Source organism: Brevibacillus sp. JB24b (assembly GCF_051713385.1).
In the GTDB taxonomy this organism is placed as follows: Bacteria; Bacillota; Bacilli; order Brevibacillales; family Brevibacillaceae; genus Brevibacillus_B; species Brevibacillus_B laterosporus.
This window is the reverse complement of record NZ_JBNVQV010000001.1, coordinates 2090373-2110214: the sequence shown is the minus strand read 5'-3', so window position 1 is coordinate 2110214 and position 19842 is coordinate 2090373. Positions and strand designations below refer to the sequence as shown.

Here is a 19842-nt window from a genome sequence, read left to right as displayed (position 1 = left end):
TCACCTCTATTGACACTCACAACACATGCTGCTACTGTTTTTTTCTTTTTACCATTCGGCAGTTGATGTCGAAATTCCTGCTATCTGACTATTAACCTGCACATGGTCCTCCGTATTCTTACATTTCTCCCACCATTGATTAACCTCTGGAATCACATCGCTATAGGAGCGTGCTTTCTCTAAATATTGGCTTGCTTCTAGCTGATTCCCTTGTTGAAGAGATAATTTTCCCAGTTGATAATGCCCTAGCATCTGCGAGTACTGATCCTGTTTTTGAATAAGTGTAGTAGCTATATCTTTGGCTTGATCATAAGCTCCTTCTCCTTCATGAGCGTAAATTAATCCCAGCAAGCCAAGATGATGATTCTCAGTTGCATGTAATATTTTTGAAAAAGCGATCCGAGCTGAAGTAATTTCACCTGTTGCGAGTTGCATCCAACCGTATGAAAATAAATAATCAGGATGTTCAGGTGCCAGCGTTAGTGCTTTTTTTAATGCAGGCATCGCTTGCTTTGGTCCATCTAATAACCACTTGTTCCAAGCAATCGCATGCCAAAGCCCTGCATCTAATGGTTGACGTTCCAAAAGAAACTTGTAGCAACTGAGTGCGTGCTTATAGAATCCAGCATGTTCTGCTAGCATAGCCAATTCCCATAAAGTTGGCGTATCCAGATTTCGATTCGGATCATACATTTTTAGCATTCGCTCTATATCTTTTTGTGGATAATGAGCAAATAATTGACGAACAGCACGTAAATAGAGAACTTGTACTTCCCAATCCTGATCATGTTCGGCTAATAGCTGCTCGCATATTTTCATTGTTTTTTCCGTGTCACCCTGCTCCAAATAACAGATAGCTAGATTGTATCTACTCTCCGTATATTCAGGACGAACGGATAGTGCCATCTCAAACGCCTGTATGGCTTCTAACCACTTTTGTTCCTGTACATACATGCACCCTAAAGCATTGTAACTGATGGAAACAACTTTAGGGGAAACAGCCGTTCGTGTCAACAATCGAAATTCTTTTAAAGCGAGTTCATGATCACAACAGTAGTATAGACTGTAGGCATAATAGAGACGTCCACTTTCCCAATCAGGCGCTTGTTCCAAGAAAGAGGCGAAGTGCTGTTTGGATTGCTCATATAATCGTAGATGGTAAAATCCTTCTGCCTTTACAAATAACTCGCTCTGTTGCTCTTTTTGTGGCTGCTCTTCTTCAAGCAGAGTAGAGAATAAAAGTGGTTGCTGTACTTTTGACAGCTTTTGATTCTCTTCATCCAAACTTTCTTCAGTAGAAATGGTTACATCGCTTGCTTGCTTAATCATCCGAATTGCTTCGTTTAGCTTTTCTTCATATTTTAGCCACAGATCAATAACCTGGTCACTACATGTTCGGAGTTCTTTTAGTTGTCGTATTAGATGTTCTTGCTTTTCCGTTGAAGCCGTAGCCCATTCTTTTTCAATGCGATCCACTTTTTGATATAAGTCCTCAAACCAATCCTCAATAAACACAAGAGCCACCCCCTTTGTCAGAGTGAGTAGTCTCATTGTCTCACAAGTGGGATGGCTCTATGCAAAAATGGCGCTGGTAGTACTTCCTGCTCTTGTTCTATAGAATAGTAGCGTGAACTTCTTCCGCTAATAATTTAGCGATTTTATTATGCTCGTCCATAATGGCTACCTTAGGCTTATGCTTGCGTGCCTGTTCATCTGTCATCATCGCATATGCAATGATGATAACCACATCCCCTGGTTGGACAAGTCTTGCTGCTGCTCCATTTAAGCAAATAACACCACTGCCTGGTTCACCTTCAATAATGTACGTTTCTAAACGTGCGCCATTATTATTATTTACAATCTGAACTTTCTCATTTGGTAATAAATCAAGTGCGTCCAGAATATCTTTATCAATTGTTATGCTACCTACATAATTTAAATTCGCTTCCGTCACAGTAGCACGGTGAATTTTAGCAGTCATCATTGTACGAAACATTTCCAATTCGCTCCCTTGAATGTGAATCTTTCTATATCTAATAGCTTTCGTTCACACTTTTAATCGACCACCGTAAGTATTACGTTATCAATTAAACGAGTACGACCAAATTTTACTGCGAGAGCAATTAAAATTCTATCCCCAGTTTTTAGAATTTCTATGTCACTCATCTCAGGATAACGTTTCACTTCTACATAATCTATTTCTGCCAAAGGTTGACTTTGGATGAGATTGCGAACTTCGTTACTAAGAACTGCTACGTCTCTTTGCTGATTCGCAATCATCTCTTCTACACGAGACAAGCTTTTGTAGAGTATTAATGCTTGTGATCGCTCCTCTTTTGAAAGAAACACATTACGTGAACTCATTGCCAACCCATCTTTTTCTCGATAAATGGGACATGGAACGATCTGTACAGGTATTTGTAAATCAGCAACCATTTGTTCAACGACAGCTACCTGTTGAGCATCTTTTTGGCCAAAGAAGGCTTTATCAGCACCCACAATATTAAATAGCTTCGTGACTACTGTCGCAACCCCATCAAAATGTCCCGGTCGCGATAACCCACACAGGGCTTCCGTAATGTTTTGCACAGAAACATTTGTCAGCATAGGGCGTGGGTACATTTCCTCTACAGAAGGAGTGAATAGATAGTGCACTCCTGCATCCTGTGCTAATTTCTGATCACGGGCTAAATCGCGCGGATAAACGGAAAAATCCTCATTTGGACCAAATTGAAGTGGGTTAACAAAAATGCTCATAACTACTACATCTAATTCGTTTTTTGCTTGCTCTACCAAACTGAGGTGTCCATCATGTAAATAACCCATCGTTGGTACAAATCCAATTGTTTTCCCTGCACTCTTATGCACAGAAAGCGCTTCACGTAGTTCTTTGATGGTGCTAATCGTGATCATACTCGTACCTCTTCTCCATATAATTGCTGAATGGTTTCTTCAGAAGCGGCAAAGGAATGTCGTTGTTCAGGGAATTGTCTACTTCTTACTTCTACTACGTATTGAGAAATCGCTGATTGAATCATGTCTCCAATCTGAGCGTATGATTTTACAAATTTAGGAGTAAGACTGGAAGCATAAGAAAGTACATCGTGGAACACTAGAACCTGTCCATCGCACTCTGCTCCAGCTCCAATGCCAATCACAGGAATTTCTACTGCTTCCGTTACTTTCGCTGCTACTTCTGCTGGTACGCATTCCAAAACAATACCAAATGCGCCAGCTTCTTCTAGAGCCTTTGCATCCGTGATTAATTGCTTTGCAGATTCAAGATCTTTGCCTTGTACTTTATACCCACCTAATTGATGGACAGACTGTGGTGTTAACCCTAAATGGCCCATAACCGGAATTCCAGCCTTTGTACATCTCTTGACAATAGGAAGAATCTCTTCTCCCCCTTCAATCTTCACGGCTTTTGCATTTCCTTCCTGAATTAACCGACCCGCATGATGAATGGCTTCATCTACAGAGCCATGACATGTCAAAAAGGGCATGTCCGCTACAACAAAGGCTGTTTTTGCTGCACGCGTAACAGCTTTTGTGTGATGAATCATGTCATCCATGGTAACAGACACCGTAGATTCATAGCCTAACACAACCATGCCTAGGGAATCTCCCACCAGCAGGATGTCTATTCCTGCTTCTTCTGCCAATTTCGCAGAGGGATAATCATAAGCGGTAAGCATGGTAATTGGCTCTTTTTTTTCTTTCATTTGACGTAGCTTGGACGTCGTTAGCGGTTTCTTTTCCTGCACATTAGACACTCCCGTTGTCTCCTACACCCAATACCGTTTTGAAATTATTCCAATGTGTACCCTAGTGCGCTTCGTACATACCAAAAAACCTCCGCACCGCAGGCGAAGGTTGTGTTTACGCAATAAAGCACGTAGTCCATTAGAATTTCTTCCTTCTGTCTCGGTCCCTTTAGGCTTAGAGCAGATTTTTTGTTTCAGTTGTTTTTCTAGCATACTTCTTAACAGGAAGTGCTATTCCAATAGGATATAGCCTTCAGAAGCAGTATAACAAAATTTCCTAGATATCGCTATACTCAATATCAGCAGAGTACACCTTGTGCATGACTCCCTCATCATCGCGTAATAAGAGAACTCCCTCTTCATTTAAGCCTGTTGCTTCACCTTCTAATACTGCTTGTAGGGTACGGACTGTAACACGACGATGTAAAGACATCGACAAGGCTTCCCATTCTATCTTGATTTGACCAAATCCATCGCTCAAATATGCCAGATAGAGTTGTTCAAATATACGGCAAAATACTTGAATAAATTGAGATCTTTTCAATGGCTCCCCCAACGCTAGGCGTAATGAGGTTGCAACCTCTTGGAGGACCGGATCAAAATCTGACTCTTGATTATTTACATTAATTCCAATTCCAATAATTAAATAGTTAACACGATCAGCCTCTGCGTGTAGCTCTGTTAGAATTCCGCACACTTTTTTGCCATTTACAAAGATATCATTAGGCCATTTAATTTTAACCGGAATTTGAAACTCTTGGATTGCTTTAGCCATAGCAACTGCTGTTAGCAACGTCATTTGGGGAGTACGCCCAATCGGGATGACGGGACGTAACACTAAACTCATCCATATGCCCGTCCCTTTTGGTGAATGCCAGACTCGACCTAACCGACCTTTACCACCTGTTTGTTGATCAGCCACCACTAAGGTCCCTTCAGGTGCTCCCTTAGAAGCTAATTCATGGGCTAATGCCTGTGTTGTTGGAACCGTTTCGTAAGCTACAATATTTTTTCCAATTCGTTCTGTTTGCATTGCAGACAGAATCTCTTCAGCCGATAGCGAATCTGGTGAGGAAACAAGCCGATAACCTGATTTGCGTACCGCTTCAAATTCATAGCCCTCTTGTCGCAGCTCTTCAATATGTTTCCATACTGCTGCTCGTGTGCAGTTACAATTTTGACTTAGATATTCACCCGAAATAAATTCTTGTGGATGATTACGAAAAGCGCGTAATATTTCCTGCTTAATATTCATAGGTCTCCTCCGTCATAGCCGCAAAAAATAACGATTCCATTCCTTTTTTCGTACATCCATCGAACGATCATGTAGCACCACAAGTCATTTCATTCACCCTGATGTGCTTTTGTCACAACGCATAAAATCTTTAGCCGCCATCAGCAAAGTCTCCGATTCGTTAGTAAGTCCTCCAGTTACTGTGCGCTCCCACAGATATTCCAGGGTTTGTTGAATCCAAGGACCTTGTTTTTGATCACTTATCTTTCTGATATCTGATCCATCTACAGCTAATTCTTTCAAGGTTTTCACTGCCATGTTATCAAAAGCAGATTGAAGTGTGCCCTGCTTTTTGGATAGATCATTCCACCATAAAGCATCCAACACTTTTTCCAAGTCATAGCAGCGTTCCAGGCCAAACTTCATAATGAATCGAGTCCAGTCAATAGACTGACATTGATCCCATGTTGGCTGAAGGAACATGATTTGTTGCATAAGATAAGTGATTGTTTCTTCTTCTTTACGTGACATCTTCAGGTATTGACATAACTCACGCGACTGCTCCCAACTGAAATCAGCAGCAAAAAGTAACACAACCCATTTATGCATTACACTCTCTACAGTTTGTAATCTCCACAAATGAATTGTTGATTGATCAAATAATTGCTGCAAAACAGGAATGGCCTGAAATAGCTTCGTTTGTTGAGCATATTGAAAGCCTTTATCCGGATGCTTGCTATCAATAAGTTTGTTGCATTCATCGCGGACCCTCTCTACTGCAATATGAATCAACAATGGGGCGTTATCCCTCATAGCGTTTCTTGTTTCATCTTCAATCTGGAATCCCAGCTGAGAAGCGAAGCGAACTCCCCGAACAAGTCGTAGCGCATCTTCCTGAAACCTACGACTAGCATCACCCACTGCTCGGATTACATGATCATTTACATCCTCTAATCCAAAAAAAGGATCAATTAATTCTTTGTTATATTTCATCGCCATTGCATTAATTGTAAAATCACGACGGGCCAAGTCCTCCACTACTTCATTAACATAGTGAACTTCACTTGGTCGACGAAAATCTTCATATGTTCCCTCTGTTCGAAATGTCGTTACTTCAAACAAATAGCCATCCTGCTTAACAGTTATTGTTCCGTGCTGTAAGCCCGTAGGAATATGGTCGGGGAACAAATTCATAATGTCTCCTGGATGGGCATTTGTACATATATCTATATCATGAACAGGACGGTGAAGAAGCCAATCACGGACGCAACCACCGACAAAATAAGCCTCGTAGCCGTGCTCTTCTAATTTTTTAAGTACCTTTTTCGCCTCTTCTTTCATTTACACGCCTCCTGTCCTTTCTTTCTTATATATTGTCTTTCAAAATCCTACTTTTCATATAGGGGTGCTAAAATATGCGTATTTTAATAGGAGTTGCTGTGCTTCTCTCTCAATTTTTCACTTCATTTCGTAGCAAAGCCTAACCATACGTTAGGCTTTGCTTACTTACATCGATCATTTGGCTTTGATGCAAATAAAAGTTGGTTTTTTATGTAGAGAGTAGTTGCTGATATAATGATTCATATTGGGAAGTAATATTGTCATAGCTAAATTTATCCTGAGAACGACGTAGTCCTTCTACGCGAAAGCTTTCGTACAGCATATCATCCTGTAACAATTTACGAGCATATATAGCCATCTGTTTGGTGTCGCCAATTTCGCATAGATATCCTGATTCACCATGTGAAACCACTTCAGGTAATCCCCCAGCACAAGAGGCAACAACTGGCACACCGCATGCCATTGCTTCTAATGCCACTAGCCCAAAGCTCTCCTTTTCGGATGGGAGGAGCATCAGATCAGCTAATGAAATGACTTCTGCTACGTCATCTTGTTTCCCTAAAAAGAAAACATCATCACATAGCTCTTCATCCTGAATTAATTTCCTTATATTACACTGCTCAGGGCCTTCACCAATTAAAATTAATTTAGCAGGCATTTCATCGCGAACATAACGGAAAGCTGCTACTACATCTTGCACACGTTTGACCGGACGGAAATTGGAAATGTGCATGATGATTTTTTCTCCGTTAGGTGCAAATTTAGCTCGCCATTCGGTTACATCCTTACGTGAATACCTGCGCTTATCTACAAAGTTGTATACAAGCTCAATGTTTTTGTCTACTTGGAGTGAATCATGCGTTTCGCGGATTAAATCTGCTGAAACAGCAGTTACCATATCGCTCTTTTCAATTCCAAAGCGAATCATATCTCGTAAGCTCGGCTCGTAACCAAGGACTGTGATATCTGTGCCATGCAAAGTGGTGATGATTTTCAAATGATCGCCAACCATTTGCTTGGCTAGATAAGCACATAGCGCGTGAGGTACTGCATAATGAACATGCAAAATATCGAGATTCTCATTCTGAGCAACCTGCGCCATACGATTCGCTAATGTTAAATCGTAAGGTGGATACCTAAATACATCATATTGATTTACTTCTACTTCATGAAAAAATATATTGGGGTGAAACTTCCCTAAACGAAACGGCATGCCAGCTGTAATAAAATGCACGTTATGTCCACGCTCAGCCAACAATTTGCCTAACTCTGTGGCCACCACACCGGAACCGCCCAAGGAAGGATAACACGTAATACCAATATTCATTTTAATTCCTCCCTTTTTTACACAGGAAATGGCCTGTCATCGGCTGACAGGCACTCGGGCGCTCCCACTGTTACAAGGATGAAAGTACCAACGGTGTGGCACTGACAAAACCTTCTGCATATGTCACTCCTGCTTGTTGCCCAAATAAACGCTCACGATATTCTACCAATTCAATGTATCCATTATTTAACGGAGTGCTTACACTCCCTTCTTCTTGCTCAAACTGACTTCGATACGACTCTAGCACCTGTATCTTTTGCGGATACAGATCCGTGATATCTACAAAAAAACTAGGAGAAGCAGTACTATTGATGAAGTAATAAAAAAATTGCTCAGGACGATATGCAGGTAATTCACGTTCTCCTACGAACTTTTTTATACCTGCTGAAAAAATCGCCTCTTTTACGATCCGACTTACACTCTCATGATCGGGATGCCGATCATGAAAATAAGGAGCTAACACTACTTTAGGTCGAGTTTTTCGAATAAGATCGACAACCTTCTTGACAGCCAGTTCCCGGTTTGCTTCCAATCCACGATCAGGCAATCCAAAATTATAACGTGCAGTCAAATTCATATGCTCAGAAGCAACAGCTGCCTCCTCTTGACGGCGCACTACTGTCCCGTTTGAAGAAAGCTCTGCATACGTTAAATCAAGAATACCCGTTCGTTTTCCTTGCTGATTTGCTCGTAGCAAGACCCCTGCTGCTCCAATCTCCACGTCATCAGGATGAGCACCAATGGCTAATATATCTAAGTGATTTTCTTCCATAATATTCCTCCTGTTAGACTTCCCGCCAAGCCATGTTACCCTGCTCCACAGCTTTTAGCAGGATTTCTGCTGTAGCTAGATTAGTCGCAACTGGTATACGGTGAACATCGCACAATCGTAATAAAGCTTGAATATCAGGTTCATGTGGTTGAGAAGTGAGTGGGTCGCGTAGGAACACGATAACATCCATTTCGTTCTTAGCAATCATGGCACCAATTTGCTGATCGCCACCTAAGGGTCCCGATAAAAAACGCGTTACCTGTAATCTCGTATTTTCCATAATGCGCAACCCTGTGGTACCTGTTGTGAATAATTGGTGCTTTTGTAAAATACCCTCATAGGCCATAGCCAACTGAACCATCTCTTCTTTTTTCTGATCATGTGCAATCAATGCGATGTTCATGTAAAATCCCCTCTCAGTCACTCATTCTGTCTGTTTACCACTACTCTTTTGTATATTAATCAATGAGGTGCTCTAGTCCATATACTAACGTCTGTAAAGAGACAACTGCCTTAATGGCCATTTGAACACCTGGCATAAACGATTCACGATTTATGGAGTCATGACGGATAGATAAGGTTTGTCCAATTGCTCCAAATAATACTTCCTGATGTGCTACCATACCTGGCAAACGCACACTATGGATTCGGAAGCCCATATAATCAGCTCCTCGTGCTCCAGTAAGGATCTCTTTCTCATCTGGATGACCTTGCTGTATGTCATTACGAGCTGATGCAATCATTTCAGCTGTTTTAATCGCAGTTCCACTTGGGGCATCAAGCTTTTGATCATGATGTAGTTCAATAATCTCTACATGTGGCATATATTTAGCTGCCATGCTAGCGAATTTCATTAAGAGGATAGCCCCGATAGCAAAGTTAGGCGCTATTATAGCCCCAAGCTCATTGTCTACACATATTTGATTTAATTCTGCTATTTCTTCAGGACTAAGACCAGTCGTACCTACAACTGGTCTCACACCATGTTGCAGACACAGGAGCATGTTTTGGTAAACCTGTGAAGGCGTAGTAAAGTCTACGACAACATCTGGTTTAAAAGCTAGTAAGGCTTCTTCCAAGGAATTAATCATTGGTACGCCTATTGGCTTTCCTCCTAGTACCTCACCCACATCTACACCTGTCAACTGTGAATCAATCCCAGCAACAAACTCCAGAGAGGGATCTTGTTCAAGCATTTTAACCACTTCGCGCCCCATTCTTCCTTTGGCGCCAGCTACGGCAACGCGAATTATCTTTTCCATCCTACCCTCTCCTACTCTTCAATTCTGGTCCATCTATCCTTGTCACGAGTATTAAATTTGTGCATAATGCGATCAAATGCTTCCTGCAAATCTATACCAAGAGAATTGGCAAAACATAAGACAATAAAGAAAACGTCCCCCAGTTCATCTTCAACTGTTTTTTCTGCTTCAGTTGATTTCTTAGGTTTTTCTCCATAATAATGATTGATTTCACGAGCGAGCTCTCCTACTTCCTCAGTCATGCGAGCCAACATAGCTAATGGAGAAAAATATCCTTCTTTAAACTGAGAGATATACTGATCTACTTCTTCTTGAATTTCCTGTAATGTTTTTTTATTATCCATTTTTTCCTCCCTCATACTAGACCCAAAACCGAGCAAACTATGTAAGCAAGCAAATTAATCAAAAAACCTATTGGCTAAAGTGTATCATAAATAGACAAGGCAAAAAACCTCCTTTATAATGACTCTGATTAGGGTTACAGGCAAGTTTTTCCTACCTGTGTACAGTCAGCATGTTTGCTACCTTTTGATTTACCGGAAAAGGAGAGATTTCCCTTCATGAAATTGCATTTGAAAAACATATTAGCAATTATCATCGGTTCTATCATCATGGGTTTTGGCATTAACGCTTTTAACATTCCAAACGGACTGGCAGAAGGCGGTATCACAGGGATCAGCATTCTGATCAAACTAGCCTTTCCAGCTATTGATCAGGGAATTGTTTATCTATTACTCAATCTTCCTTTATTTTTTATTGGGTATCGTTTGTTAGGGAAAGTCAGCTTTTTTTACACCGTCGTTGGAACGGTTTCTTTATCAGTTTCGCTTTCATTATTTGGCATGATTTTACATTATGAAAAATTGGGCGACACTTTGCTTGCCACTTTATTTGCCGGAGTTGCAATCGGTAGCGGTCTAGGTATCATTTTTCGTTATGGTGGAACGACAGGGGGCGTCGATATTATCGCCCGTTTATTAAACAAGATGTTCGGAATCAGTATGGGCCGTACCTTACTCATGGGTGATATCCTAGTAGTCGGTGCATCTCTGATCTACTTATCTATTCAAAACGCTATGTATACGTTAGTCTGTGTGTATATTGCTGCACGGGTTATAGACTTTTTCCAAGACGGTGCGTATGCTGGCAAAGCTTTAATGATCGTATCGGAGAACCCCCAAAAAATAGCTCAGGAAATTTTGACCACAGGACGGGGTGTCACGATTTTAAATGGAAAAGGTGCCTTCTCCGGTATGGAAAAGGAGATTGTCTACTGTGTTGTCAGCAGAAATGAAGTCCCTCGCCTCAAAAATCTTATGAATGAAATTGACCCTCATGCTTTTGTTATTGTGAGCGAGGTTCACGAAGTTTTAGGTGAAGGTTTTACATTTGATGAAAATAAAAAGCCCTTGCGACAAACATAAAAAGCTACTTTTCCTATATTAACTAGACTTTTGTATGCTTCATGTTATACCTGTGATTCTCTATACAGGTAATGACTAATATAAGAAGTATGGATGCATGGGTACTTCAAAAAGACCTACTCTCAACATGAGTAGGCCTTTTCCATCATTAATCTTATATATCTCAATCCTGGATTCAGATCCTTCGTTGCTTCATCGCAGAGTATTTTATCCATGCTACATAAGCTAGTGAAACAGTCACCAATGTAGATATCCACACCATCAGACGATACGTTGATTCTGGATTGTCCATGAATGAACCCACAGCAGTCTGGTCTTCCCCAACAAACGCTTCCTGCATCGTACTACTCAGTTCTCTGATAGAGGAACGCATCATCTGCCAATCCAGCTTCTGATTAAGTAGATGTTTCGCTATCTCTTCATATTTTCGTGTAACCTTATCCATTGCCTGTTCTTTTAACTGGATTGTCATTGCAGGCCGTAGCGCTAAATATAATTGGTAATTTTCCTCATATTGTGCTCGAAGGGTTTCAGTATCTCGTTCGACAGCGGCTTGCAATAAGTTCTGCATCTGCTTTGAGTAGGAGTTATAGTAGGTGCGCCACATAGGACTCCGTTGATGACTCAGCGCATCTACAGCTACTCTCACCTGCGTCGCATGCCACAACAACCGATTTTCTGTCGTTTTTGGACTTGCATAAGCTTTTTTGGCTGATAAAATGGACTGTGTTACAGCATTGAGACTTTCAATCCGTAAAGATATAGGAAGGGTTTCGTTGGGAAATTGAGAAGCTAACCTCTCTATTTTTAGTTTGGCCGTGTCATAATCTCCTTTTTCAGTTGCTCGTAGCATTTCCCCTGCCACCTTATCTAATTCAGCCAAATGTTTTTCTTCTGGCGGCTGGTTCATTTTTGTCACAAAGTAACTAATCGGCATGGCTAATAGAAATCCCATTACCAATAAGAGTAGCAACATTCTGATGTTTTTTGGCACAAAAAAACCTCCTTTCCCATAGTACAGACTATGGAATGGAGGACAAGATTAGACCTGATTTTTATTCGCTCGTGTATGTAAATAATAAATAATAGCAATGGAGAGCAAGCTTAAAACAACCGTACATAAGCCCACAATGCCGGTATATGGAACCAGTGGTGTTGGTAGATACGGGTGAATTTCCATTACGTAATCGAGAAAATCGTTATTTAACACCCAAAGCGCTGCTATTCCAAGCCCCAACCAAGTTATTTGATAGTAGCGAGCATACAGCATAGACTCCACTGCCATGCCCAAATGGGACGCTAAAAGCATCAGATCTTGCCAATGAACCTCGTTACCAAGAGACCAGCCTGCAATAATAACTCCAACTGCCCACATCCCGTACTTAAAGTTCGTAACTGATGCGACCGCTTCCAATATTGGAACGTTTCGACCCAAAATGTACATTAAGATAACCAGAGTAAATAGTCCGCTCCCAGTAGGGCTATCTGGGACAAATAACAGCAAATAGGGCGCATTATAGGCAGCTACATCTGCAAGTTGGTCCTTATACCAGTAAAAACCGTAGATTGTCCCTAAAAAGTTAATGAAGAACAAGGTCCAGAGAAACCACGATTTTTTTAATGATCCTAGAAACCAGAGCCACATCCATTTCATTTCCTTACGTCACCCCTATTAGCTGTAAAAAGATACCTCTCTAGTTTACATGTACCAACATACATCTGCAACCAATGTCCACACGTTTGTAAGAATTGTGTTACAGTTGAGTGTCGAACTGTCTCATATGTATAACCCCCCCTACAAATAGGAAAAGCTGACCGAGATCATCAGCCAGCTTTGGTCCTTTGTTATTTCAAACTTGCGAGGTAATCTACCAGTTTTTTCAGATCTTCATCCGATCCTTTAAACATACCACCTGGCATACCACCTTTACCTTCTACAATCGTCTTGTGGATATCTTCAGCACCTAGAGTCGAACCAATCTTTTGTAGATTAGGTCCCATCCCGCCTTCAAGATTTCCACCATGACACCCAATACAAGACTGATTTGCTGCCCATAGTGGATCAGCTTTAAAGCTTGGATCAGCCTTTGCTGCAGCAGCAGGAGCTCCTCCTCCACCGCCGCCACCTAGCTTAGCTACCTGTTTTTCATGTTCGTCATGAGCTGCCCAAGTCAAGAAGAAGATGGAGAACAAGGACAGTAGCATAAGTCCAGTTGCAATAGGACGACGAATTGGACGTCGATCTTTACCTGTATCTAAGAATGGCGCTAGAATCATGGCACCAAAAGCAATACCAGGAATACCAATTACGCCAAGCAGTACGTGATCACCTGCTGCCCATGGATATTTCAATAATTGGTACAGGAACAAGAAATACCAGTCCGGTACTGGAATAAAAGAAGTATCATTTGGGTCAGCTTTCGCTGTTAGAGGTGATTCATGTGAAACCGTTAACACCAAGAAACCAAGCAAACAAACCGCAGCAACCATCCACTCTTTTAACAGAAAGTTTGGCCAAAACGGTTCAGTGGTTCCTGGATAGTCAGAATACGAAGGTGACACATTTGGCATGCGCTTCGCTGAGATCCGAGAGTCTCCAACGAAGGTAGCATTCTTATCTTGTTTTGCCATGCTAATTCCTCCTATTGTTGAAGACTAGTTTTATAGAGGTCCAGAAATACCTTGTACACGTATCATAATAAAGTGAGCACCCAATAATCCCAACAAGCCAGCTGGCAAGAAGAATACATGGATAGCAAAGAAACGAGTAAGCGTTTGCGCTCCTACAATTTCTCCACCTGTTAACAAACTTTTCGCATAAGGTCCAATTATCGGAATAGAGTCAGCGATTTGAAGCCCTACTTTTGTAGCAAAGTACGCTGTGTTATCCCAAGGTAACAGATACCCAGTAAAACCAAGACCAAGCATTACGAAGAAGATTAACATCCCTACAATCCAGTTTAATTCTCGTGGTTTTTTATAAGATCCTGTGAAGAAGACACGTAAGGTATGTAGGAACATCATGACAATTACTAAACTTGCGCCCCAATGGTGCATACCACGAACGATTACACCAAAAGCAACCTCAGTTTGTAAGTATTTTACGGACTCATAAGCATTAATGATGTCTGGAACATAATACATGGTCAAAAACATTCCAGATAGAATTTGAATTACAGTAATAAAAAAAGTAAGGCCCCCAAAACAGTAAACGAACGCTGAAAAGTGATGTGCGGGATTTACGTGTTCAGGTACTTCATGGTCAGCCAGATCACGCCACATAGGAGTGATATTTAGGCGCTCATCCACCCAATCATACATTTTTTGTATCATTTTATCCGCTCACCCCTGGACGTGGATTTGGTACAATTTTACCTAAGTAAACTTTACCATCTTTAATTTCTACTTCGTACTCATCGAGCGATTTAGTTGGCGGAGTATTCAGAATGTACTCTCCGTTAATTGCATACCTACCAAAGTGACATGGGCAAAAGTACTCGTTTTTAAAATCTTCACTAGAATTCCAGCTCACGGTACAGCCCAAGTGCTTACAGATAGGGGACAATGCCAAAAGCTTGCCATCTTCCAGTTTACGAATCCAGGCAGACATTGGCGTTTCCGATTCATACCAACCGTCTTTGGTATGAAGAGAAAAGTTCACGTTCTTTGGTTCCGGCCCAAAATCGCTTACATTTCCAACCGCAACTTTATCTCCAGCAGCCGAAGTTTTCAGCACAGGATCAATGGCAAAGCGGATCATCGGTGTGATCATACCTGCAGCCAAGAAACCACCAGTTCCCATGAGTGCATAGTTTAGAAACGTACGTCTGGAAATTTCTTTTTTGCTCATCTATTTCCCTCCTTATCCTGTTAGATTTCTTTCAAATTTCGACTACATGCATATAGGAAACACTAGGTCAAGACCAATAATAGCTAACCCCTCAAGTAATGTCAATAATATGACTCTTTGGAGTAACCATTGCTTTGCGAAAATACTGATAATGTTAAGATTTTGTCAAAAATTCAACACAATTCACACAAATCAGGGTTAAAAAGGAATAATTATCCAAAAACTCTTGCGTTTCAGTCCCTTTTCTACCCTGATATTGGAAAGAAAGGGATTACTCACCCAAAATCTTTCATGCCTGAATAAAAGCAAGTTCCCTTTCTAACATTTCTATAAGCTGGTCTATTTTTTATGATTTTGCCAAATTTGCAAAATCTCTTGGTATAAAACATCAATTGTAATTTGAAAACGAATCTCTGACTCCAAATCTTCATCACTGATCGTTAGGAATTCTACATGTGTGTCTGGATCTGGGTACACTGGTATATGAACATCAATTCCAGAAAAACGTAAAATAAAATTGTAACCGAATTCATTTGGTAATTGAATCTCATTGGGTCCTGTTGTATCCTCTTTAATTTGATACATGAGGGGAAACAACAGGACTCTTCCCTTTAAGCGTTGTTCCACAGCCATAGCTAGGCTAGAGAGGTATCCCATACGTGCAGCATTTGTAGCGATTGATAGCTTCTTGTCAAATATGTAATGCGGCAAAATTGCTGAATCATAATAAGGTCTAACTGCCTCAAATCCTTGCAGTTCTTCTACATTCCATTGCATAGTGCGTATCGCCCTCTCCCCGTTCTATTAAGCCAAAACGAGGAAAAACGCCCGCTGACAAGCGAGCTCCTCATTTTTAACCTGTTTCAGTTATCTCATATGTTAGTAATTCTTTCAATTCATTTGTCAGCATCAAAAACTTTTCCTTATTTTTTACAGCCAATGCTTCATCTATCTCTTTATATAGTGTGCGCTTGCGAAATTGTCGCACCTGCTGATCAATCATGATCTCCGATAGCAATCCCGACATAAAACCATTGCCCAAGTACTTGGACTGTTCCATGACTAGTCCCTCATTTCATTAATATGGTGGTATCGACAAAACCGTTATAATCTCGCAGCCAAACCTCGCAAACGTCCGTTCTTTCATAAACCCACTCGCCTGCCTTCGATTGTCCTACCTTAAGTAATCCAACATGGACCATCATCTTTAAGATGCGGTTCGATAGGATTTCCTCGCGTTTGTCATAATAGAAAGGCTTCATCCAAGGAAGTAGCAAATCGGATAGCTGTTGTGAAGAATACCATTGATTAGAAGTCAACATTGCTATCAACTGGACCAACAAGGGGAGATTAGGAATCGCTCGTTTATATAAACGAAACCAAAAACGGATGCATTCATGGTGAGTAAGCGGGCTAATTCCTTGTTGGAGTAGCTCTAAACCACTTGAGGTGATATAAACTTGCTTTCCATCCTCAGCAATCCATCCTTTATGGTAACAAAAATCGTAAAGAAGCGAGAATCGATCTGGATATAGGTCAAAATGCAATCCATATCCAAAACGCCATTTCTGTGGGGCAAGCGGTTCCTCTTTTACGCTTAAAAAATTAAATAGCTGCACCTGATAGCGCCGATACATGCCTCCATCCTGAGTAAGAGGAACAGGCTCATTTTGCAAGAAACGGAGCAGAATCAGCATATCATCTAATAAAGCCGTTCCTTCATCACGATAAGCGCTAGGCACCTCACTCTGGACATTTACTCCAGGCAAGTACCGTATCCATGTTTGTACATACAGCTCTCGAATATCAACAGGGATTTCGAACTGTCCTTGCAACCTGCCCTTCGCTGGAAAAATCCATCCTCTTTTCAAGGCAAACGCTACTTTTTTACGTGCCTCTTCCTTCTTTTCCTCACACTCCTCCACTTGTGCAATTGCTGCTTTTGCCAATAAATCTTCGAGTGTAAAACGCTCGCGTTTATCCAGAAATAACAGCAACAGGAAGTGCAGATCAGCCGAAGAAAGCTGCTCTAGTTCCGTTCGTATTGTCTTTTGATGTCGCAGCCCGGTCATTAAAGTAGTGACCAACTCGTTTTTCGAATGCGGATCGCACTGATAACCATAATGTCTCGCAATCTGATGTAATTGGTTAATATCAGCGTAAACGAGTACTTCAGCTAATTTCATTGCGCATCCCTTCTTACTTTGCAGATTTATTTCCATTGTTGCCCAGTTCATTCTAGGCTTAAACCTGTTGAAACAATTTTGGTAAGAAAACTTGGGATACACATGAAATAGTTACTCGAAAGCAAATAACCTTTTGGAGGGTGTACCACAAATAAAAAAGCACAAGCTTTCGCTGTGCTTTTTTATATAAAATGGCATAAGAAATGGAGGACTACTGCTTAAAGCAGACATTTATCTTACGTGCTTTCAAAATAAAACTGCTTTTTTTATTCTTCACTTGTCTCTTCTTGTAAATCCCATTGCTCCAGTAACTTCTGATATTCTTTCGATTCTTCATAGCGACCAGCTTGCATTAAAAGAGCTGTTAAGCGGCGGATATGTTCTACATCAAAACCAGATAGGTCTACATACTTTTTCAGTGCGTCAATGGCTGCTTCTGTCTTTCCTTGGGATAGCAAAATATCACTATGAAGCGGATATGCAGTCACATATTCTTCGTCAATTGCTATCAATAACTGAATATATTGCTCCGCTTCTTCCCATTTGTCGGTATAAAAAGACATCAACGCACAGCCATATACAACTTCTGGCAATTGCTCGTACTGTACTGCCTTTGTATATAGCTGATAGGCTTCTTCAAATTGACCCTGCTGTGCAAATGTGCGTGCTTTTAATACAAGCGCATGGAATGTGGTTTCAGAAATCTCATCCAACAGGTTTATCGCTTCCTGTACTTCACCTGTTTTCATATGCATTTCACTTAAAGCAGCTCGTAATTCTTCATTATCTGGATCACGTTCATGAGCTACTTTCAAATATTTAACAGCAACTTCTTCTAAATCCTGCATAGCATACAAATCAGCCAGTAGTAGATACAATTGAATCTCATCATAGCCATCTTCTTTAAGAGCATACAGATATTCGTGGGCAGCATCGTAATCTGCTTCGTCTAAAGCAATCTCCGCAGCCATAATCTTGGCTTCTTGACCCATCTCTTTTGGTATAGTGGGATTTGCTAGCAAGTCTTGAATGATCTTAATTGCTTCCTGATTGTGTCCAAGCCCGTACCAGACATCTGCCAAACAGAACATTACTTCTGGAATTTCCTTGCCGTGTTCACCTATTTTATGTAAAACTTGCAGTCCAAGTTCCATTTCATCATTTTCAATTTTATTAACAGCTTCCTCAATGATATGCAGCCATTTTTTCGGCATGCGAAACACCCCATTTCTATACTAAGCGATAAAAGACCGTCAAATTGACGGTCCTCATCCTATATTTTATATGATTTTAGGCTCTTGTAAACCAACTCATTGTCAAAACCGTAATTAAAATTCCAAAAAAGCTTAAAATGACACTATAATTCGGCTTATTTGACGACGGTTCCATATCAGAGGTGATCACATTAACACGCATCTCTTTTTGTTGTTTTAATAAAGGAGCAGCTGTTTCACCGCCAGAATCAATTGTTTGAACCGCCACATCTTGATCTGTTTCAGACGCTGTACTTACTTCAGATTTAACGTTATCTGAGGAAAGTGCTTCTGCTTTTGCAGTATAAGGTATAAATGAATTTAGATTGTCGTCTGAATTATGATAAAGAGTGAAAGAACAAATCATTAAAAGTACCATTGCCACACTAAGTCCAATACGTCGCATACGCACGGTTAAAGTAAACACCTTTTTCCCAATAGGAATGGCCCATTTCTCTTCCGATAAAATGCGCGCCATGACAGCATCTACAATCGAAGTGGCAGGTGGATTAGCTATGTAGTCATCTTTATGCATTTGTATGAACTTGTCACTGTCTAGCAGTACATCATATTTTGAATGACAGGAATCACAACAGGCCAGATGATTCTGAAGCCTACGCTCCGATAACTCTGGCAAATCACCCTGTGCATAGTCATGTAACATTTCTTGTGCCTCATCGCACCTCATCGCTTACTCATCCCTTCGGCTTCTTCCAATTGAGAATCGATAAAATAAGATTCCAATTGTAATTTAATGCTTTGTCTAGCCCGAAATAAAAGAGATTTAACCGAACTAACCGTAAGATCGAGGATTTTGGCAATTTCATTGTAATCCAGTTGCTCGTACTCACGTAAAATAAGCGCCGATCGCTGTTTTTCAGGAAGATTATTAATCGCTTGTCTCACCAGGTCTTCACGCTCTGTTTGCAACAATTGTTGCTCAGGGAGCCGTTCGAAGGAAATGCTCGGAACCTGGACACTGTCTTCCAAATAAACGTCAGCGTTACGACTTTTACGTAGCTCACTCAATACTGTATTACGAGCAATGGTATACAACCATGTTGAAAATGTAGCTTCCACATCTCGGAAAGAATGAAGGCTTTTATACGCTTTATAAAAGGTTTCTTGACAAATGTCTTCTGCTATATGCTCCAAATGCGCTTGACGCAGCATATGAGCAACAAAGGTCAAGATCTTCCTTTCATACCGACGTATCAGCTCGGCATAACTCTCAATATTGCCCTCTTTTATTTCGCGAATTAACTGGGAATCGGTCATTGACTAGGTTTACCTCCTAAGCGATTCCAAACTCCCCAGTGACCTATGCACTAAATTAGACCACGCAGATCACCAAAAGTTGCGGAAAAGGCATAAACTTTTTCAGCGATGAAGAACCTACCTTCAGACACAGCATAGCTCTTGAAGG

23 protein-coding genes are annotated in these 19842 nt (G+C 40.9%); 1 reads left to right on the top strand and 22 read right to left on the bottom strand.

Annotated features, from left to right (window positions below; all coding sequences use genetic code 11):
- Positions 1-48: 48 nt before the first annotated feature.
- The 11 genes from ACQV1I_RS10320 to ACQV1I_RS10270 all read right to left on the bottom strand — a co-directional run bounded on the left by ACQV1I_RS10320 (position 49) and on the right by ACQV1I_RS10270 (position 10047).
- Complete coding sequence (locus tag ACQV1I_RS10320; protein WP_116333815.1) at positions 49-1515, bottom strand: tetratricopeptide repeat protein; 1467 nt, start codon at positions 1513-1515, stop codon at positions 49-51.
- 97 nt (positions 1516-1612) lie between these two features.
- On the bottom strand, positions 1613-1996 hold the full coding sequence (gene panD, locus ACQV1I_RS10315) for an aspartate 1-decarboxylase (RefSeq protein ID WP_116333814.1): 384 nt from the start codon (positions 1994-1996) through the stop codon (positions 1613-1615).
- Between the two features lie 59 nt (positions 1997-2055).
- A complete protein-coding gene (gene panC, locus ACQV1I_RS10310) occupies positions 2056-2913 on the bottom strand; it encodes a pantoate--beta-alanine ligase (protein ID WP_116333813.1) in 858 nt (285 codons plus the stop codon).
- Complete coding sequence (gene panB / locus ACQV1I_RS10305) at positions 2910-3776, bottom strand: 3-methyl-2-oxobutanoate hydroxymethyltransferase (protein ID WP_018670072.1); 867 nt, start codon at positions 3774-3776, stop codon at positions 2910-2912. The genes panC and panB overlap by 4 nt, the downstream gene beginning before the upstream one ends.
- A 268-nt stretch (positions 3777-4044) precedes the next feature.
- The gene (locus tag ACQV1I_RS10300; protein ID WP_094698843.1) at positions 4045-5022 is read right to left on the bottom strand and encodes a biotin--[acetyl-CoA-carboxylase] ligase; all 978 of its coding nucleotides are present in this window, start codon (positions 5020-5022) and stop codon (positions 4045-4047) included.
- Positions 5023-5115: 93 nt separating this feature from the next.
- Positions 5116-6342, bottom strand: coding sequence for a CCA tRNA nucleotidyltransferase (locus ACQV1I_RS10295; protein ID WP_104030992.1), 1227 nt, complete (start codon positions 6340-6342; stop codon positions 5116-5118).
- Between the two features lie 208 nt (positions 6343-6550).
- The gene (gene bshA / locus ACQV1I_RS10290) at positions 6551-7669 is read right to left on the bottom strand and encodes an N-acetyl-alpha-D-glucosaminyl L-malate synthase BshA (RefSeq protein WP_116333812.1); all 1119 of its coding nucleotides are present in this window, start codon (positions 7667-7669) and stop codon (positions 6551-6553) included.
- 70 nt (positions 7670-7739) lie between these two features.
- Complete coding sequence (gene bshB1, locus ACQV1I_RS10285; RefSeq protein ID WP_018670076.1) at positions 7740-8441, bottom strand: bacillithiol biosynthesis deacetylase BshB1; 702 nt, start codon at positions 8439-8441, stop codon at positions 7740-7742.
- A gap of 13 nt (positions 8442-8454) precedes the next feature.
- A complete protein-coding gene (locus tag ACQV1I_RS10280) occupies positions 8455-8844 on the bottom strand; it encodes a methylglyoxal synthase (protein ID WP_018670077.1) in 390 nt (129 codons plus the stop codon).
- A gap of 55 nt (positions 8845-8899) precedes the next feature.
- The gene (gene dapB, locus ACQV1I_RS10275) at positions 8900-9703 is read right to left on the bottom strand and encodes a 4-hydroxy-tetrahydrodipicolinate reductase (protein WP_116333811.1); all 804 of its coding nucleotides are present in this window, start codon (positions 9701-9703) and stop codon (positions 8900-8902) included.
- Between the two features lie 11 nt (positions 9704-9714).
- Positions 9715-10047 (bottom strand): nucleotide pyrophosphohydrolase, encoded by a 333-nt coding sequence (locus tag ACQV1I_RS10270; protein WP_003341666.1) that lies wholly within the window; start codon positions 10045-10047, stop codon positions 9715-9717.
- Positions 10048-10263: 216 nt separating this feature from the next.
- On the opposite strand from ACQV1I_RS10270, the gene ACQV1I_RS10265 reads away from it, so the two are divergent.
- Complete coding sequence (locus ACQV1I_RS10265) at positions 10264-11127, top strand: YitT family protein (protein ID WP_094698848.1); 864 nt, start codon at positions 10264-10266, stop codon at positions 11125-11127.
- 175 nt (positions 11128-11302) lie between these two features.
- Here the strand turns inward: ACQV1I_RS10265 and ACQV1I_RS10260 are convergent, their stop codons facing one another.
- From ACQV1I_RS10260 to ACQV1I_RS10210, 11 genes are all read right to left on the bottom strand, one after another.
- Positions 11303-12121 carry a sporulation protein YpjB gene (locus tag ACQV1I_RS10260; protein WP_018670080.1) on the bottom strand — a complete coding sequence of 273 codons (819 nt, stop codon included), beginning with the start codon at positions 12119-12121 and terminating at the stop codon, positions 11303-11305.
- A 48-nt stretch (positions 12122-12169) separates the two neighbouring features.
- Entirely contained in the window at positions 12170-12781 is a 612-nt protein-coding gene (locus tag ACQV1I_RS10255) for a DUF1405 domain-containing protein (protein WP_094698850.1), read from the bottom strand.
- 191 nt (positions 12782-12972) lie between these two features.
- A complete protein-coding gene (locus ACQV1I_RS10250; protein ID WP_094698851.1) occupies positions 12973-13758 on the bottom strand; it encodes a menaquinol-cytochrome c reductase cytochrome b/c subunit in 786 nt (261 codons plus the stop codon).
- Between the two features lie 30 nt (positions 13759-13788).
- Positions 13789-14460: a menaquinol-cytochrome c reductase cytochrome b subunit gene (gene qcrB, locus ACQV1I_RS10245; RefSeq protein ID WP_018670083.1), complete on the bottom strand. Its 672-nt coding sequence runs from the start codon at positions 14458-14460 to the stop codon at positions 13789-13791.
- A gap of 1 nt (position 14461) precedes the next feature.
- Positions 14462-14977, bottom strand: coding sequence for a ubiquinol-cytochrome c reductase iron-sulfur subunit (locus tag ACQV1I_RS10240; protein WP_094698852.1), 516 nt, complete (start codon positions 14975-14977; stop codon positions 14462-14464).
- A 339-nt stretch (positions 14978-15316) separates the two neighbouring features.
- Positions 15317-15754 (bottom strand): DUF2487 family protein, encoded by a 438-nt coding sequence (locus ACQV1I_RS10235; protein ID WP_094698853.1) that lies wholly within the window; start codon positions 15752-15754, stop codon positions 15317-15319.
- A 76-nt stretch (positions 15755-15830) separates the two neighbouring features.
- Complete coding sequence (locus ACQV1I_RS10230; RefSeq protein ID WP_018670086.1) at positions 15831-16037, bottom strand: IDEAL domain-containing protein; 207 nt, start codon at positions 16035-16037, stop codon at positions 15831-15833.
- Positions 16038-16047: 10 nt separating this feature from the next.
- Positions 16048-17163: a hypothetical protein gene (locus tag ACQV1I_RS10225; RefSeq protein WP_094698854.1), complete on the bottom strand. Its 1116-nt coding sequence runs from the start codon at positions 17161-17163 to the stop codon at positions 16048-16050.
- 266 nt (positions 17164-17429) lie between these two features.
- The gene (locus tag ACQV1I_RS10220) at positions 17430-18377 is read right to left on the bottom strand and encodes a tetratricopeptide repeat protein (protein WP_094698855.1); all 948 of its coding nucleotides are present in this window, start codon (positions 18375-18377) and stop codon (positions 17430-17432) included.
- A gap of 76 nt (positions 18378-18453) precedes the next feature.
- Positions 18454-19104: an anti-sigma factor family protein gene (locus ACQV1I_RS10215; protein WP_094698856.1), complete on the bottom strand. Its 651-nt coding sequence runs from the start codon at positions 19102-19104 to the stop codon at positions 18454-18456.
- Positions 19101-19694: an RNA polymerase sigma factor gene (locus ACQV1I_RS10210; protein WP_003338575.1), complete on the bottom strand. Its 594-nt coding sequence runs from the start codon at positions 19692-19694 to the stop codon at positions 19101-19103. Before ACQV1I_RS10210 ends, ACQV1I_RS10215 begins: the two co-directional genes overlap by 4 nt.
- Positions 19695-19842: the final 148 nt, after the last annotated feature.

Excerpts from the sequence above, each read along its gene's own strand:
- panD (WP_116333814.1), bottom strand. The coding sequence starts at position 1,996 with ATGTTTCGTACAATGATGACTGCTAAAATTCACCGTGCTACTGTGACG.
- panC (WP_116333813.1), bottom strand. The coding sequence starts at position 2,913 with ATGATCACGATTAGCACCATCAAAGAACTACGTGAAGCGCTTTCTGTG.
- ACQV1I_RS10300 (WP_094698843.1), bottom strand. The coding sequence starts at position 5,022 with ATGAATATTAAGCAGGAAATATTACGCGCTTTTCGTAATCATCCACAA.
- ACQV1I_RS10295 (WP_104030992.1), bottom strand. The coding sequence starts at position 6,342 with ATGAAAGAAGAGGCGAAAAAGGTACTTAAAAAATTAGAAGAGCACGGC.
- bshA (WP_116333812.1), bottom strand. The coding sequence starts at position 7,669 with ATGAATATTGGTATTACGTGTTATCCTTCCTTGGGCGGTTCCGGTGTG.
- bshB1 (WP_018670076.1), bottom strand. The coding sequence starts at position 8,441 with ATGGAAGAAAATCACTTAGATATATTAGCCATTGGTGCTCATCCTGAT.
- ACQV1I_RS10280 (WP_018670077.1), bottom strand. The coding sequence starts at position 8,844 with ATGAACATCGCATTGATTGCACATGATCAGAAAAAAGAAGAGATGGTT.
- dapB (WP_116333811.1), bottom strand. The coding sequence starts at position 9,703 with ATGGAAAAGATAATTCGCGTTGCCGTAGCTGGCGCCAAAGGAAGAATG.
- ACQV1I_RS10270 (WP_003341666.1), bottom strand. The coding sequence starts at position 10,047 with ATGGATAATAAAAAAACATTACAGGAAATTCAAGAAGAAGTAGATCAG.
- ACQV1I_RS10265 (WP_094698848.1), top strand. The coding sequence starts at position 10,264 with ATGAAATTGCATTTGAAAAACATATTAGCAATTATCATCGGTTCTATC.
- ACQV1I_RS10255 (WP_094698850.1), bottom strand. The coding sequence starts at position 12,781 with ATGAAATGGATGTGGCTCTGGTTTCTAGGATCATTAAAAAAATCGTGG.
- ACQV1I_RS10250 (WP_094698851.1), bottom strand. The coding sequence starts at position 13,758 with ATGGCAAAACAAGATAAGAATGCTACCTTCGTTGGAGACTCTCGGATC.
- qcrB (WP_018670083.1), bottom strand. The coding sequence starts at position 14,460 with ATGATACAAAAAATGTATGATTGGGTGGATGAGCGCCTAAATATCACT.
- ACQV1I_RS10240 (WP_094698852.1), bottom strand. The coding sequence starts at position 14,977 with ATGAGCAAAAAAGAAATTTCCAGACGTACGTTTCTAAACTATGCACTC.
- ACQV1I_RS10235 (WP_094698853.1), bottom strand. The coding sequence starts at position 15,754 with ATGCAATGGAATGTAGAAGAACTGCAAGGATTTGAGGCAGTTAGACCT.
- ACQV1I_RS10230 (WP_018670086.1), bottom strand. The coding sequence starts at position 16,037 with ATGGAACAGTCCAAGTACTTGGGCAATGGTTTTATGTCGGGATTGCTA.
- ACQV1I_RS10225 (WP_094698854.1), bottom strand. The coding sequence starts at position 17,163 with ATGAAATTAGCTGAAGTACTCGTTTACGCTGATATTAACCAATTACAT.
- ACQV1I_RS10220 (WP_094698855.1), bottom strand. The coding sequence starts at position 18,377 with ATGCCGAAAAAATGGCTGCATATCATTGAGGAAGCTGTTAATAAAATT.
- ACQV1I_RS10215 (WP_094698856.1), bottom strand. The coding sequence starts at position 19,104 with ATGAGGTGCGATGAGGCACAAGAAATGTTACATGACTATGCACAGGGT.
- ACQV1I_RS10210 (WP_003338575.1), bottom strand. The coding sequence starts at position 19,694 with ATGACCGATTCCCAGTTAATTCGCGAAATAAAAGAGGGCAATATTGAG.